Below are 14,871 nucleotides of genomic sequence, written 5' to 3'. Positions count from 1 at the left end.
GGCCCGGAAATATGCCTTCTCAACCACATATTGTCAAATGATTTGTGCAAATAAACACCGCCCCCCGGTGGTGTGTCAGTTGGGAGGCGGTTAAACTGTCGGCCGATTCTAGCAGCATTCTTTCCATTCTGACAGTTCCAGAGGCCTCGTCTTGAGTAAGAAATTGATCAAATCTGGCATGATAGTGTCCGCAATGACGCTGGTGTCCCGTGTGATGGGCTTGGTGCGCGATGTGGTCATCGCCAATCTGCTCGGCGCCGGGGTGGCCGCAGACGTCTTCTTCTTTGCCAACCGCATTCCCAACTTCCTGCGTCGACTGTTCGCCGAGGGGGCCTTCAACCAGGCCTTCGTGCCGGTGATGACCGAGTACAAGAAAAAAGGTGACGAGCAGGAGGTGCGCGATCTGCTGGCCGCGGTGGCGGGCACGCTCGGCGGCATCGTCACCATAGTCACCCTGCTCGGCGTGCTGGGCTCGGGGGTGCTGACGGCCCTGTTTGGCTGGGGCTGGTTCTGGGACTGGCTGCACGGCGGCCCGGCGGCCGAGAAGTTCGAGCTGGCCAGCCTGATGCTGAAGATAACCTTCCCCTATCTCTGGTTCATCACCTTCACCGCCATGGCGGGAGCCATCCTCAACACCTTCGGCCGTTTCGCCGTCTCCTCCTTCACGCCGGTGTTCCTCAACCTCACCATGATTGCGGCGGCCTGGTGGATTGCCCCGCTGCTGGAGCGGCCCGAGATCGCGCTGGCGATCGGGGTCTTCCTCGGCGGCCTGGTGCAGTTCCTGTTCCAGTATCCCTTCCTGCGTCAGATCAACATGCTGGTGTGGCCCAAATGGGGTTGGCACCATCCCGGGGTGGTCAAGATCCGTACCCTGATGATCCCGGCACTGTTTGGCGTCTCGGTCAGCCAGATCAACTTGCTGATCAACACCATGCTGGCCTCCTTCCTGGCGACCGGCGCCATCAGCTACCTCTATTACTCGGATCGGCTGCTGGAGTTTCCCCTCGGCCTGTTTGCGGTGGCCATCAGCACCGTGATCCTGCCGGCACTGGCCAAGAAGCACGTGGATGCGGAGTCGGCCGATTTTTCCCGCACCATGGACTGGGGGGTGCGGATGGTGATGCTGCTCGGCCTGCCCGCCATGGTGGGGATCGCCGTGTTGCGTGAGCCCATCCTGCGGGTGCTGTTCATGCGTGGCGAGTTCGGTCTGCACGAGGTCAGCATGTCCAGCGCCAGCCTGTTGGCCTCCACCACTGGACTGCTCTCCCTGATGCTGATCAAGGTGCTGGCGCCGGGCTACTACGCCCGCCAGGACACCAAGACCCCGGTGCGGATCGGGGTGATGTCCATGATTGCCAACATGGTGTGCAACCTCATCTTCATCTTCCCGCTCGGTTATGTGGGGCTGGCGCTGTCGACGGCCTGCTCCGGCACCCTGAACGCGGCCCTGCTGTTCAAGGGGCTCTATCAGCAGAACGTCTACCGGCCATCCCGCCATACCGGGGTGTTCTGTCTCAAGCTGCTGGTGGCGACCCTGGCGATGGGGGGGATGCTTGGCTATCTGTCACCGGATCTCGCCCAATGGGGCGCCTGGAGCATGGGCAAGGCCAGCCTGGAGCTGACCCTGCTGCTCTGCATGGGGGGCGGTCTGTACGGGATCATCTTGCTGGCGCTCGGCATTCGACCGAGGCACCTGAAATCGGGTCAGCAGCAGGAGTGATCCTGCTGCACGCCATGGGATCGCCCCGATGGCGTTCGGGATCCGGGCCAGATAGCTGAAATCGGGCCATGAGGGCTGACCCTGCCTGCTGCCTGATATATAATCCGCCGATTTCCATGGCAGCAACGCACAAGGCACTGATGGAGCTTATTCGCGGCATTCACAATATCCAGCCCCGTCATCGGGGCTGCGTATTGACCATAGGCAACTTCGATGGGGTTCATCAGGGGCACCATGCGGTGCTGGCTCGGCTGCAGGAAAAAGCCGCCCAACTCGGTCTGCCCGCCTGCGTCATGTTGTTCGAGCCACAGCCGCTTGAGCTGTTTGCTGGCGATGCCGCGCCGGCCCGCCTCAGCCGCTGGCGAGAGAAGTATGAGGCCCTCAAGGGCATGCAGATCGATCGCATGCTCTGCGTCCGCTTCACCCACCGCTTCGCCGACCAAGCCGCCAGCACCTTCATCGAGCAACTGCTGGTGGAGAAGCTCGGCGTGCACTACCTGGTGGTGGGGGACGATTTTCGCTTCGGCAAGGGGCGGGAAGGGGACTTCCAGCTGCTGGAGGCGGCGGGGCGGCGCTTCGGTTTCGAGGTGATCAGCACCCAGAGCTTCCAGATCGAACGCCAGCGGATCAGCAGCACGCTGGTGCGCGAGGCGTTGAAAGCGGGCCGGATGGCGGAGGTGGAGCTGATGCTTGGCCGCCCCTACGCCATCAGTGGCCGGGTGGCCCACGGCGACAAGCTGGGGCGCACCATAGGTTTTCCTACCGCCAATCTCGCGCTCAAACGGCAGGTGATCCCGGTCGGTGGCGTGTTCGCGGTGGAAGTGTTATGTTCCGGCAAGACCTTCCCCGGTGTCGCCAATGTGGGCGTACGGCCGACCTTGAGCGGTACGCAAGCCAGATTGGAAGTACATCTATTTGATTTTTCTGGTGATCTATATGGTCAGCAGGTCAAGGTGCTGCTTCGCCACAAGCTGCGCGAAGAGCAGAAATTTGCCTCTTTCACCGCCTTGAAAGAGCAGATCGAACGAGATGCCCTGGCGGCCCGAGCCTGGTTCGGGCTGCCACCATTCAATTTACCCAGCACTCTTTTAGAAAAGAAGGGAACCCAGGACTGATGAGCGACTATAAACACACCCTGAATCTGCCGGAAACCGAGTTTCCGATGCGTGGCGATCTGGCCAAACGCGAACCCAACATGCTGAAACGTTGGTACGATCAGGACCTTTACGGCGCCATTCGCCGCGCCAAAGCGGGCCAGCCTTCTTTCATTCTGCACGACGGTCCTCCCTATGCGAATGGCAGCATTCACATCGGTCACTCGGTCAACAAGATCCTCAAAGACATCATCATCAAGTCCAAGGGCCTCTCCGGTTTCGATTCCCCCTATGTGCCGGGCTGGGATTGTCATGGTCTGCCCATCGAGCTTAAGGTCGAGGGGCTCGTCGGCAAGCCTGGTGTGAAGGTGTCTGCCGCCGAATTCCGCGCCGAGTGCCGCAAATATGCCAAGACCCAGATAGAAGCGCAGAAGACCGACTTCATCCGTCTGGGGGTGCTGGGTGACTGGGACAAGCCTTACCTGACCATGGACTTCGGCACAGAGGCGAACATCATTCGCTCCATGGCCAAGATCGTCGAGAACGGCCACCTGCACAAGGGCTCCAAGCCGGTGCACTGGTGTACCGACTGTGGCTCCGCCCTGGCCGAGGCCGAGGTGGAGTACTACGACAAGAACTCCCCCTCCATCGACGTGCGCTTCAAGGCCGTCGACGAGGCTGCGGTTGCCGCCAAGTTTGATTGCGCCGAGGGTCACACCGGCCGCGGCCCACTCTCCGTGGTGATCTGGACCACCACGCCCTGGACCCTGCCGGCCAACCGTGCCGTCGCCCTGAACGCGGATCTGGACTACGCCCTGGTGCAGGTCGACGGGGATCATCCCGAGCGCCTGATCCTGGCCGCCGATCTGGTCAAGGACGTGATGGACCGTGCCGGCTTCGATCAGTTCCACAACCTGGGCTATGCCAAGGGTGCTGCGCTCGATCTGCTGCGCTTCCACCACCCCTTCTACAGCTTCGATGTGCCCATCGTCCTGGGTGAGCACGTCACCCTGGATGCCGGTACCGGCGCGGTGCACACCGCCCCTGGCCACGGCCAGGAAGACTTCGTGGTCGGCCAGAAATACGGCCTGGAAGTGGCTAACCCGGTGGGCAGCAACGGCGTTTACCTGCCGGATACCGAGCTGTTCGCCGGCCAGCACGTATTCAAGGCCAATGCCTCCGTCGTCGAGGTGTTGACCGAGCGTGGTGCCCTGCTGCACCACAAGGTGTTCAACCACTCCTATCCTCATTGCTGGCGTCACAAGACCCCCATCATCTTCCGTGCCACCCCGCAGTGGTTCATCAGCATGGAGCAGAAGGGGCTGCGCAAGCAGGCTCTTGCCGAGATCGAGCGTATCGAGACCGATGGCATCGCCCAGCACGGCCAGAGCGGCTGGGTGCCGGCCTGGGGCAAGAACCGCATCCAGGCCATGGTCGAGAACCGTCCTGACTGGTGTATCTCCCGTCAGCGCACCTGGGGTGTGCCCATCTCCCTGTTCGTTCACAAGGAGACTCAGCAGCTGCACCCGGAATCCGTGCGCCTGATGCACGAAGTCGCCAAGCGGGTCGAGCAGTCTGGCATCCAGGCCTGGTGGGATCTGGACAAGGCCGAGCTGCTTGGCAGCGACGCCGACCTGTACGACAAGGTGCCTGATACCCTAGACGTCTGGTTCGACTCAGGTTCGACCCACTCCTCAGTAGTGGATGCCCGCCCCGAGTTCAACGGCAAGTCGGCCGACATGTATCTGGAAGGCTCCGACCAGCACCGTGGCTGGTTCATGTCCTCCCTGATGATCGGCGTGGCCATGAAGAACAAGGCCCCCTACAACCAGGTGCTGACCCACGGTTTCACCGTGGATGGTCAGGGCCGCAAGATGTCCAAGTCCATCGGCAACGTGGTCAGCCCGCAGGATGTGATGAACAAGCTCGGCGCCGATATCCTGCGTCTGTGGGTGGCCAGCACCGACTACACCGGCGAGATGACGGTCTCCGACGAGATCCTCAAGCGCTCCGCCGATGCCTATCGTCGCATCCGCAACACCGCCCGCTTCCTGCTGGCGAACCTGAACGGCTTCAATCCGGCGACCGACATGGTGGCACCCGCCGACATGGTGGTGGTGGATCGTTGGGCCGTGGGTCGTGCCAAGGCGGTACAGGCCGAGATCGTGACCGCGTTCGACGAGTACAACTTCCACGGTGTGACCCAGAAGCTGATGCAGTTCTGCTCCATCGAGATGGGCTCCTTCTACCTGGACGTGATCAAGGACCGTCAGTACACCGCCAAGGCCGACAGCCTGGCCCGTCGCTCCTGCCAGACCGCCCTCTATCACATCGTCGAGGCCATGGTGCGCTGGATGGCGCCGATCATGAGCTTCACCGCCGACGAGATCTGGGCCCTGCTGCCGGGCGAGCGCGGTGAGTTCGTGTTCACCGAAGAGTGGTATGACGGCCTGTTCGGGCTGGATGCCGGCGAGCAGATGGGCGATGCCTTCTGGGCCGAGATCCTGACCGTGCGGGGTGAGGTCAACAAGGCGCTGGAAGCGGCCCGTGGTGAGAAGCGCATCGGCGGCTCCCTGCAGGCCGAACTGACCCTGTTTGCCAAGCCTGCGCTGGCCGAGCGTCTGAATGCCCTGGCCGATGAGCTGCGCTTCGTGCTGCTCACCTCCAAGGCCAAGGTGGTGGTCGCTGATGCTGCGCCCGAAGGCTCCGTCGCCACCGAGCGCGACGATCTGTGGCTGAGCGTGGCTCAGTCTGCCGCCGCCAAGTGCGATCGTTGCTGGCACCATGTGGAAGACGTGGGTACCATCGCCGGTCACGAAGAGATCTGTGGCCGCTGCGTCACCAACGTTGAGGGTGACGGCGAAACGCGTCAATTTGCCTGATGAACATGACACATAACAAGAGCGGCCTGCGTTGGCTGTGGCTGGCGGTGCTGGCATTCGTACTGGACCAGGCGAGCAAGCTCGCCGTGGTCAAGCTGCTGCCGTTTGGCTACCCGGGGGTGGAGATCACCCCCTTCTTTAACTTGGTGCACGTCTACAACAAGGGGGCGGCGTTCAGCTTCCTGGCCGATCAGGGGGGCTGGCAGCGCTGGTTCTTCGCGGTGCTGGCGTTCGCCATCTGCGGTCTGCTGATCCATTGGCTGCGCAAGCAGTCGGTGACCCAGCGCTGGAGCGGCATCGCCTACTCCCTGATCATCGGCGGCGCGCTCGGCAACGTGTTCGATCGGCTGGTACTGGGCCACGTGGTCGATTTCCTCGACTTCTACTGGCAGCGCGCCCATTGGCCGGCGTTCAACCTGGCCGACAGCTTCATCTTCATCGGCGCCGCCATGATAGTGCTGGAAGGCTTCCGCTCCGAGAAGCAGAAGGAGGCGGCATGAGCCAGCTGATTACTGCTGACAGCAGCGTGCTGTTCCATTTCTCCATCAAGCTGGAAGATGGCTCCGTGGCCGACAGCACGGCGTTGCACGGCAAGCCGGCCCGTCTGCGGATGGGTGACGGCAGCCTGACGGATAGCTTCGAGCAGTGCCTGCTGGGGCTGCAGCAGGGGGAGGCCAAGAGCTTCACCCTGGCGCCTGAGCAGGCCTTCGGCCTCTCCAACCCGGACAACATCTACCATCTGGACCGTGCCAAGTTCGGTGCCGATGTGGAGCCCAAGATCGGTACCATCATCGTCTTCGACCAGCCCAATGGCAGCGAGCTGCCCGGCATCATCCGGGCGGTGGAAGGCATGTCGGTGACGGTCGATTTCAACCATCCCCTGGCCGGCCATACCGTCACCTTCGAGGTGGAGATCCTGGCCGTCGATGACGAGGAAAAGGTGCACTGATGGATATTCTGCTCGCCAACCCACGTGGTTTTTGTGCCGGTGTCGACCGTGCCATCAGCATCGTCGAGAGTGCGCTGGAGAAGTTTGGTGCCCCCATCTATGTGCGCCATGAGGTGGTACATAACCGCTATGTGGTGAACAAGCTCAAGGAGGCGGGCGCGGTGTTCGTCGAAGAGCTCGACGAGGTGCCGGACGACAGCATCGTCATCTTCTCCGCCCATGGCGTCGCCAAGGTGGTGCGCGAGATGGCCAAGTCCCGTGCCCTCAAGGTGTTCGATGCGACCTGTCCGCTGGTGACCAAGGTCCATATGGAAGTCCATCGCGCCAGCCGCAAGGGGTCGGAGGCGGTGCTCATCGGCCACGCCGGCCATCCCGAGGTGATCGGCACCATGGGCCAGTATGAGAACCGCGAGGGGGGCATGTATCTGGTGGAGACACCGGAAGACGTGGCCAAACTCAAGGTGAAGAATCCGGACGAGCTCTGCTTCGTCACCCAGACTACCCTCAGCGTGGACGAAACCTCGGACGTCATCGACGCCCTGCGCAAGCACTTCCCCAAGATCCAGGGGCCGCGCAAAGACGACATCTGCTACGCCACCCAGAACCGCCAGGACGCGGTGCGGGAGATGGCGGGGCTGGTGGATGCCATGCTGGTGGTCGGTTCACGCAACTCCTCCAACTCCAACCGCCTGCGGGAGCTGGCCGAGAAGGTGGGGGCTCGCGCCTACCTGATCGATGATGCCTCCATGATCGAAACCGGCTGGCTGGAAGGGGTCGAACGGATTGGCGTGACGGCGGGTGCCTCGGCACCCGAGGTGCTGGTACAAAATGTCATCGCCCGTTTGCGTGAACTGGGCGGCAAGATAGTGGCCGAACACCCGGGTCGCGAGGAGAACGTGGTATTCGAAGTGCCACCCGAGTTGCGTATCCTCTGATTGAGATGCCGGCCCTGTGCCGGCATTTTTGTGATCGACATCCCATTCCTCGTATATAAAAGCAGCATAACTTCTCGTTTGAACCCGGAGTTGTAATTACCAACACCGACAACTCTGATTAGACTGTCTCTATCTCACCAATACCGCCCCCAACCATGGATGGGACTGAAGGAGGGTTTGGCACGGTGCACAACAGGACGTTTGCGCCTCTCGGCTTCACGCTCATCGAGCTGATGGTCGCCATTGCACTCTTGTCTATCCTGCTGACGCTGGGAATCCCTTCCTTTCTGCATACCCTTGGTGAGTACTATTCAGGCACTCTCTGGCAACCATCGTGCCTTCTTGGTCACCGAGTCGATCGCCTAGGGCAGGGGAAGAGTGGAGGGTATTTTGACCTCAACATAGCTTCAGAGTTAGCGGCGACTGGAAGACTGTGTTGCTGAGTAGCGTGGGTAGGGCTACGTGTCAATGTAACCACCTTTCCTGCATGGTGGCCGGTGGGGATTCAGCTGTAGTGGCAACGTCGAAATGGGTCTCGCGTTTTAGGTTGCTACCTTGGGAGGTGGCAGGATGGGTGACAAATGGGTATATAGCAGGTAGCACCCACATCAAGGAGTTGAAAATCGGGATTGGGTCTGATGGACAGGTTGTGCCTCGCTCACTGCGGCGGACTGCTGGTAATTCACTTCCAGCAGTTGGTTGGTGTCTTGTTGTCGGCCTTGTCTAGGGTCAGATTATCGCAGGGGGTGCCATCGATCTGAGCGCCTTTGGCATTGGCTTTCAGGACATAGTAAGTGGTGGCGGTTGCCGCTGATAAGACAACCTCGAAGTCGTAATAATCGCTGCTAGGATTACCAATTTGGGATTTAGTGCCGCTGTAACTGGTGTTGGATATCCGAAACTCTTCCTGTTTGAGCTGCATGCTGAGCAGGCCCTTGAACGCCTCGGCGCGGCGGGATTTACGCAGTCCATCAGTAAAGCTCGGATAGGCAATGGCCGCCAGGATGGCGACTATGGCGACCACGACCATCAGCTCTAGCAGTGTGATACCTGATTGTTTGACTCTCATTGGCGGCACGCCTCGGGAAACGGGTTGATACTATAGAATAGTACTGACGGTGCGCTCTACTGGCACGGGCAAAAAGAAAGGAGTCTTGAGCTAAATGGTACGCACAGCGGACAGAACCGCCGGTTTTACCCTGATTGAGTTGCTGATCGCCCTGACGTTGGTGGCTATCTTGGTGGCTGTGGCGTTGCCCAGCTATCAGTCATTGCGGCAGGAGCAGATGGTGCGGGCGGCGACGCAGGCTCTCTATACCGATGTCATGCTGCTCAAATCCGAGGCTGTCAAACGCAATCAGACGTTGAATCTCCTCCTTTTTAATAGCGGCACGAGTAACTGGTGCTACCGAGTTCATATCGATGGCAGCTGTAGCAGCTGTACTGATATTTGCTCCAGCATAGAGGGGCGGAAAGGGGGGGATGCCAGCGAGTTTCCCGGCCTCATTTTAGAGGCGAGTTACAGTGAATCAGCAACTAACATCAGGCCACTCAATATTTCTCCCCGTCGAGGCACGCTGACGGCGGGCAATATTGCTATCTCATCAGGTGACTACTCCATGCGGGTCGTAACCAACAATGTTGGGCGGGTACGCACCTGTGCCGTCCGCAATGTCAGTGGGGTGCCGGGATGCTGAGACGCCATACAGGTTTCAGTCTGGTGGAGCTGATGGTGGCCATGGTGGCTGGTCTGCTGCTGGTAGCGGCGGTGACGACGCTCTTCGCTACCGTTCTCAGGGCCAATAGTACCGCTATGAAGGTGAGCCGCCTCAATCAGGAGATACAGGCAATTACCGATATGATGGCCCGTGACATCGAGCGGGCAGGCTATGATGCCAGTGCGGCCACCGCAACCCGACTGGTGTCTGGCGCAGCCCCTTCCCCTTTCTATTTCAATGCCAGTGCCGATCTGCTGGATGAGACGGCAACAGGCTCCAAGCTATATCGCTGTATTAGAGTGAATTATGATGACAATGAAAATGGTGTGCTGAACAACAGCGTGTCCAGCAGTCATGAGACGCGAGTTTATAGTTACAGCAGTGCCGACAAGGGAGTCAAGCTGGCGACGGGGGCCAGTCCTGCCTGTAATAGCGGTAGTCTCATCTCGACCGATAACACCATCGAAGTTACCCAGCTCACTTATAGCCTGCTCTCGAGCAGTCAGGTGAGTGGCGCCAGGGCCATTCAGCTCAATATCTCCGGTCGTTACAAAGACAATACTGCGCTGACCCTGAACTTGCAGCGCGATATCAAGCTGCGTAATGACGGATACTGATATGAGAACCCAATCCGGTTTTACAACCTTCACTGTCACGCTGATCCTGGTGCTGATCCTGCTGGCGGTCTCCCTGCTGGTAGGCAAGTTGCTGGTGGCCGATCGTCGTGTGACATTAAACGAAGCGCTCTATCGTCAGGTCATGGCGTTGGCGGAGCAGGGGCTCTCCTACGGTTTTGGCCGATTAGCCGCTGAAGGCTCTCTTTGTCCTGCAACCCCCTCCTGGTCTGGAAATTCATTCTCTCCATCTGGGGCTGGCGGCACCTATGGCCTGACTGTGGATTGCATGACTTCTTTCCCCGTGGTGGTGGGGAGTACCACCCAAGTGACCCCGATCCGCATTCGTTCCGTGGCCAATTTGAATAACAATCAGGCTCAGGCTGCGGTCGAGGCGCAATATGTGCAGAGCAATGTCTTGGCAGGAACCCCGGCTGCCCCGCTGACCGTCGCCGGCGGCATGGCGGTGGGGGGCAATTTCACCGTGGTGGCCAATCCCAATGGGGGCGGGCTGGGAGTGCCGCTGTCCATCTGGACCAATGATTATGTGGACCTCAACAATGGATCTGGCCAGACCTGCAATCAGGGAGACTACGCGGGTAGTTGCAGTGCCAATATCAGCCAGGCGGGCAGCAAGCAATCGGATATCAAGGATAGCGATCCCGCCTTCCCCAGTGATCTGGTCTGGTATCTGTTCAATGAGAATGATGATGACGCAGGTTGGGCAAACATCGAATCCAGAGCCAATCAGATGGTCACGAATTGCAATGGTCTGGGGCCGACGACCACCGGGCTTGTCATCGTCGACGGCGATTGTAATCCGGGGGCCAATATTGGCACTCAGGCCGCCCCTGTTGTGTTGATCATTCGAAATGGCAACCTGACCATCAATGGTAACCGCCAGCTCTATGGACTGGTGTTTGCTTACTCTGAAGACCCGGCCACGGCGACCGCAGATATCAAACTCACTGGCGGGGCCATCGTCAATGGTGCCCTGGCGGCCAACTTCAAGCTTGGCAATTCCAATGGTACCTATGATGCAAAATATGATGAGGCTGCGCTGAGCAATATCAGGACAGGTGCCGTCTTCCAGACTCTTAAACAGGTGCCGGGTAGCTGGCGCGACTGGTAGAGGATAAGCAGATGAAATGGCAAAAAGGATTTGGCCTGCTCGAGATACTGGTGACCCTGGTGGTGTTGGGGGTTGCCGTGGTCGGCCTGGTGGTTCTCTCAAAGTCGGCCCTGACCGCTTCTCAGGATGGGCGGCGCTATGAAATCGCCATGCGTCTGGCCGAATCCAAGATCGATGAGTTCCGTAACTTCAATAGTCTGGTGACGGCGACAGCCCCGCTCACGGCCTATGACGCCATTGCGAGCGGTAATGTGACCAAGAGCCAGTCTGGTGATAGCTATACGCTGGTTTGGACGGTAACCAACCAATATTGGAACGGGGCCACTTCGGCATGGCAGAACACGGCACCTGCGGGGTACCTGCTGAACTACCCTGGACGAAAACAGATCTATACGAGAGTCAACTGGACCAACAGCGGAGGGGTGACCGCCTCGGTCACGCTTACGGGTTATGCCTCTCCCGCGGAATCATTGACTGCGGAACAGTTGAATGGGGGGCTGGATACAGCCCGGACAGGGCCGAAGATCAATTACACCCCAGGGGTGGCGCCGGACGTCATCTCCATCGATCTCGGCAACGGTAGCAGACAGGAAACCAGCAAGCCTTCTCCGACCGTGGTGGCCAAAAATAACACTGTCGGCAAGGAGGTACAGTTTGAAACAATGACCTACCAGCCTGCGAACCAAGGCAATACCCAGCAAATCCAGCAAGATATCAGCTCGGTAAGTTGCGCCTGCACCTATGGTTCCACTTTGAGTGCCTATCTTCCGGGTCAGGCCTACAGTACTGCCACCAACCAGCTTTATTGGAAAGTGGGGTCATTGCAAAGCAAGCAGACCGGGACGGTGAATGGCAATGATCAGCCAGCTTTATGCAGCAGCTGTTGCAAGGATCACTTCGACGGAACGGGGACGGGATTCCCCAACTACTATGCGCCGCTCAATACCAGCCGGCAGCGCTACAACAGCTCTTTTACCCAGGTTGGTAGCGGAAGTTATATCGATGCCTGCCGTTTCGTTCGGTTAGACGGTTACTATCGTCCTCTCCCGGATTGGAACCTGATCAAGGTCATCGTCACTACTTCAGACTTCTTGGCCAAACAAGCCAATCAGGTCAGTTATCAGAATTACATCCAGTATGTGGTCAAAGCCTATATCGACTGGCAGAAACAGACTCTGAACTGGACATCAAACCCGACGGCGACGGCGCCAACGATCAGTGATTTCTCCACATGGCTTCAAACCCCCGCCAATGTCGCGCCCGGCGGAGATGCTACCACGGGCATCACGGTCAATACCGGCACGCGTCAGCTGATCGCCCGTGGCATCTATGTCGATATTCTAAACCCGACCTATCTGGCCGGGATAGATACCAGCGTCACCGGTTATCTGGCCAGAGTGCCATTTCAGGATATCAATCTGACCATGTTGGCGGAGTGGTCCATGACACCGCTCAGTGGTCAATTGACGGGGGTGGTGACCGACTATGCCGTCGTCAGTAATGAGCCTATCGACACCATCGTTGATCTCAACAACTACTACTTCGGCAGTTACAGTCGTGGCTACCTGGCCGCCAAGAAATCCACCAAGGATGCCAGCCAGGCTCTGCAGAGCGTGAAGGTAAAGGCCACCGTCTATCAGGGGAACTCGGGGATTACAGCGACGCTTATCTCACCGCGCGATAAGAGCCTGGCACTCAGCACCGAACTGGCAGTGGAAATAGACACTGGCGTGGTGACACAACCCTTGTTGACGGTAACGGGCAAGGTGGAGTGTCTCGAGAAAACAAAAAACAACGATCCAACGCCCAAGGCCTGCAAGAAGAATGTGTTCGGTGGTTTGAGCATCAGTACCTCGACATCCGGTGCCAATTGTCATGTGGATACGCCGAGCAGTGATAATCAGACGGCCATCTATACCTGTACGGCAGCCCAGAATATTACCCTGGTGGTGAATTTCTCCTATTCGGGAAACAACACGACCTTCCTGCTTAAGCCTAGTTCTTTAAGCATCCCTATGACTCCGCCAGCCAGCGGGCAAGTCATCAGCGGCCCCTGCACCCTGCTGGTGGACAACGGCGTTACCAATGCCGCCAACCTGACCTGCTCCCCCTAGGGCCGGTTGTGGGAACCAAGGCGCTGGCACAGCCAGCGCCTTTTCTTTATCATTCCCCATCATTTTCGAGTTTTAAGATGCATCGCCATGGCAAAAGCCCTCTCTCTGATGCTTGCCCAGTTAAATCTGACGGTAGGCGCCATCGAAGATAACTGTGACAAGGTGCTGGCTGCGGCCGCAGAGGCGGATCAGCAAGGCGCCGATCTGCTGGTGTGCTCCGAGCTGGCATTGACCGGTTACCCGCCGGAAGATCTGCTGCTGCGGACCGACCTGATGATCCGGGTCGAGGCTGCGCTGGCCCGAGTGGCTGCCTGGCAGGGCAATTGCGCCATCCTGGTGGGGCATCCCTGGCGCGAAGGCGAGGCGCTCTATAACGCGGCCTCCCTCTATGAGCGGGGCCAGCTGGTGGCGCGTTACTTCAAGCAGGATCTGCCCAACTACGGGGTGTTTGACGAGAAGCGCTACTTCACCGCAGGCACTGAAACCTGCGTCGTGGCTTTCAGAGAGCACAAATTGGGGCTGCTCATCTGTGAAGATCTGTGGCAACCGGGCCCGGCCCTGGCGGCCAAGGCGGCCGGCGCCGAGCTGCTGCTAAGCATCAACGCCTCCCCCTATGACAGGGAGAAGCCCTGGATCCGCAATGAGTTGATGACGGAGCGCTGCGATCAGACCGGCCTGCCATTCGTTTATCTCAACCAGGTCTGCGGTCAGGACGAGCTGATCTTCGACGGCTGCTCCAAGGTGTTCAGCAGCCAGGGCGAGCTGACCCACAAGCTGGCGCCTTTTGCCGAGGCGCTGGCGCTGGTGCGTTTCGAAAACGGTCAACCGGTGAAGCTACATGAGCCTGCCGCCTCCCTCGCGCCATTGGCCGAGGTCTATCAGGCGCTGGTGCTGGCGGTGCGCGACTATGTCACCAAGAACGGCTTCCTGGGCGCCGTGCTGGGGCTTTCCGGCGGCATCGACTCCGCCCTGACCCTGGCCATCGCCGCCGATGCCATAGGGGCGGACAAGGTGCAGGCGGTGATGATGCCGTTCCGCTACACCGCCCAGATGAGTGTGGAGGATGCCAAGGAGCAGGCCGAACGGATGGGGGTCGAGTTCGACATCATCTCCATCGAGCCCATGTTCGAAGGTTTCATGACCCAGCTGGCGCCGCTGTTTGTCGGCACCGCGCGGGACACCACCGAAGAGAACCTGCAGGCCCGCTGCCGTGGCGTCTTGCTGATGGCGCTCTCCAACAAACGCCGCCGCATCGTGCTGACCACAGGCAACAAGAGCGAGATGGCGGTCGGTTATGCCACCCTCTACGGTGACATGGCGGGCGGCTTCGATGTGCTCAAGGACGTGCCCAAGACCCTGGTCTTCAAGCTGTGTGAATATCGCAACAGCGTCGATTATGTGATCCCGCAGCGGGTCATCGATCGACCCCCTTCGGCGGAGCTTGCTCCGGATCAGGTGGATCAGGACAGCTTGCCCCCCTATGACATCCTGGATGCCATCCTCAAACGTTATGTGGAAGAGGATGCCTCGGTCGCCGACCTGGTGGCGGAGGGCTTTGAAGAAGCCGTGGTACGCAAGGTGATCCGTCTGGTGGATCTCAACGAATACAAGCGCCGCCAAGCCGCCGTCGGGCCCCGTATCACGGCCCGCAACTTTGGTAAGGATCGCCGTTACCCCATCACCTCCGGGTTTGGCAAACAGAACTGGTAAGGA

General features: G+C 59.3%; 13 protein-coding genes. 12 read left to right on the top strand and 1 reads right to left on the bottom strand.

All coding sequences use genetic code 11. The features are described 5' to 3' along the window. Positions 1 to 151: 151 nt before the first annotated feature. The 7 genes from murJ (at position 152) to KW825_RS20660 (ending at position 8,023) form a co-directional block, all read left to right on the top strand. Entirely contained in the window at positions 152 to 1,720 is a 1,569-nt protein-coding gene (murJ, locus tag KW825_RS05545; RefSeq protein ID WP_218328588.1) for a murein biosynthesis integral membrane protein MurJ, read from the top strand. Positions 1,721 to 1,860: 140 nt separating this feature from the next. After that, positions 1,861 to 2,835, top strand: coding sequence for a bifunctional riboflavin kinase/FAD synthetase (gene ribF / locus KW825_RS05540; RefSeq protein WP_218328774.1), 975 nt, complete (start codon positions 1,861 to 1,863; stop codon positions 2,833 to 2,835). Next, on the top strand, positions 2,835 to 5,696 hold the full coding sequence (gene ileS, locus KW825_RS05535; RefSeq protein ID WP_218328587.1) for an isoleucine--tRNA ligase: 2,862 nt from the start codon (positions 2,835 to 2,837) through the stop codon (positions 5,694 to 5,696). Before ribF ends, ileS begins: the two co-directional genes overlap by 1 nt. Continuing rightward, entirely contained in the window at positions 5,696 to 6,196 is a 501-nt protein-coding gene (gene lspA / locus KW825_RS05530; RefSeq protein ID WP_218291189.1) for a signal peptidase II, read from the top strand. Before ileS ends, lspA begins: the two co-directional genes overlap by 1 nt. Then, complete coding sequence (fkpB, locus tag KW825_RS05525; protein WP_218291190.1) at positions 6,193 to 6,645, top strand: FKBP-type peptidyl-prolyl cis-trans isomerase; 453 nt, start codon at positions 6,193 to 6,195, stop codon at positions 6,643 to 6,645. The genes lspA and fkpB overlap by 4 nt, the downstream gene beginning before the upstream one ends. Next, the gene (gene ispH, locus KW825_RS05520) at positions 6,645 to 7,580 is read left to right on the top strand and encodes a 4-hydroxy-3-methylbut-2-enyl diphosphate reductase (RefSeq protein WP_218328586.1); all 936 of its coding nucleotides are present in this window, start codon (positions 6,645 to 6,647) and stop codon (positions 7,578 to 7,580) included. The genes fkpB and ispH overlap by 1 nt, the downstream gene beginning before the upstream one ends. A gap of 155 nt (positions 7,581 to 7,735) precedes the next feature. Next, a complete protein-coding gene (locus KW825_RS20660; protein WP_305730735.1) occupies positions 7,736 to 8,023 on the top strand; it encodes a Tfp pilus assembly protein FimT/FimU in 288 nt (95 codons plus the stop codon). A 239-nt stretch (positions 8,024 to 8,262) separates the two neighbouring features. Here KW825_RS20660 and KW825_RS05510 read toward each other — a convergent pair whose 3' ends face one another. Next, positions 8,263 to 8,649, bottom strand: coding sequence for a type IV pilin protein (locus KW825_RS05510; RefSeq protein ID WP_218291192.1), 387 nt, complete (start codon positions 8,647 to 8,649; stop codon positions 8,263 to 8,265). A gap of 94 nt (positions 8,650 to 8,743) precedes the next feature. Between KW825_RS05510 and KW825_RS05505 the strand changes: the two genes are divergently transcribed. The 5 genes from KW825_RS05505 to KW825_RS05485 all read left to right on the top strand — a co-directional run bounded on the left by KW825_RS05505 (position 8,744) and on the right by KW825_RS05485 (position 14,868). After that, a complete protein-coding gene (locus tag KW825_RS05505; RefSeq protein WP_218328585.1) occupies positions 8,744 to 9,277 on the top strand; it encodes a GspH/FimT family pseudopilin in 534 nt (177 codons plus the stop codon). Beyond that, positions 9,271 to 9,915: a PilW family protein gene (locus tag KW825_RS05500; RefSeq protein ID WP_084228255.1), complete on the top strand. Its 645-nt coding sequence runs from the start codon at positions 9,271 to 9,273 to the stop codon at positions 9,913 to 9,915. The genes KW825_RS05505 and KW825_RS05500 overlap by 7 nt, the downstream gene beginning before the upstream one ends. Position 9,916: 1 nt before the next feature. Next, a complete protein-coding gene (locus tag KW825_RS05495) occupies positions 9,917 to 11,044 on the top strand; it encodes a PilX N-terminal domain-containing pilus assembly protein (RefSeq protein WP_042652141.1) in 1,128 nt (375 codons plus the stop codon). Between the two features lie 11 nt (positions 11,045 to 11,055). Beyond that, on the top strand, positions 11,056 to 13,158 hold the full coding sequence (locus tag KW825_RS05490; RefSeq protein WP_218328584.1) for a prepilin-type N-terminal cleavage/methylation domain-containing protein: 2,103 nt from the start codon (positions 11,056 to 11,058) through the stop codon (positions 13,156 to 13,158). Between the two features lie 87 nt (positions 13,159 to 13,245). Beyond that, the gene (locus KW825_RS05485) at positions 13,246 to 14,868 is read left to right on the top strand and encodes an NAD+ synthase (RefSeq protein ID WP_218328581.1); all 1,623 of its coding nucleotides are present in this window, start codon (positions 13,246 to 13,248) and stop codon (positions 14,866 to 14,868) included. Positions 14,869 to 14,871: the final 3 nt, after the last annotated feature.

It is taken from the genome of Aeromonas sp. sif2433 (genome assembly GCF_019218705.1).
Taxonomy (GTDB): domain Bacteria; phylum Pseudomonadota; class Gammaproteobacteria; order Enterobacterales; family Aeromonadaceae; genus Aeromonas; species Aeromonas encheleia.
The sequence above is the reverse complement of the archived record's forward strand: the minus strand, read 5'-3'. Positions and strand labels throughout refer to the sequence as shown.

Bases quoted from the DNA above. Each gene is read 5' to 3' on its own strand.
- ribF (WP_218328774.1), top strand. From the start codon at position 1,861: ATGGAGCTTATTCGCGGCATTCACAATATCCAGCCCCGTCATCGGGGC.
- ileS (WP_218328587.1), top strand. From the start codon at position 2,835: ATGAGCGACTATAAACACACCCTGAATCTGCCGGAAACCGAGTTTCCG.
- lspA (WP_218291189.1), top strand. From the start codon at position 5,696: ATGAACATGACACATAACAAGAGCGGCCTGCGTTGGCTGTGGCTGGCG.
- fkpB (WP_218291190.1), top strand. From the start codon at position 6,193: ATGAGCCAGCTGATTACTGCTGACAGCAGCGTGCTGTTCCATTTCTCC.
- ispH (WP_218328586.1), top strand. From the start codon at position 6,645: ATGGATATTCTGCTCGCCAACCCACGTGGTTTTTGTGCCGGTGTCGAC.
- KW825_RS20660 (WP_305730735.1), top strand. From the start codon at position 7,736: ATGGATGGGACTGAAGGAGGGTTTGGCACGGTGCACAACAGGACGTTT.
- KW825_RS05510 (WP_218291192.1), bottom strand. From the start codon at position 8,649: ATGAGAGTCAAACAATCAGGTATCACACTGCTAGAGCTGATGGTCGTG.
- KW825_RS05505 (WP_218328585.1), top strand. From the start codon at position 8,744: ATGGTACGCACAGCGGACAGAACCGCCGGTTTTACCCTGATTGAGTTG.
- KW825_RS05500 (WP_084228255.1), top strand. From the start codon at position 9,271: ATGCTGAGACGCCATACAGGTTTCAGTCTGGTGGAGCTGATGGTGGCC.
- KW825_RS05495 (WP_042652141.1), top strand. From the start codon at position 9,917: ATGAGAACCCAATCCGGTTTTACAACCTTCACTGTCACGCTGATCCTG.
- KW825_RS05490 (WP_218328584.1), top strand. From the start codon at position 11,056: ATGAAATGGCAAAAAGGATTTGGCCTGCTCGAGATACTGGTGACCCTG.
- KW825_RS05485 (WP_218328581.1), top strand. From the start codon at position 13,246: ATGGCAAAAGCCCTCTCTCTGATGCTTGCCCAGTTAAATCTGACGGTA.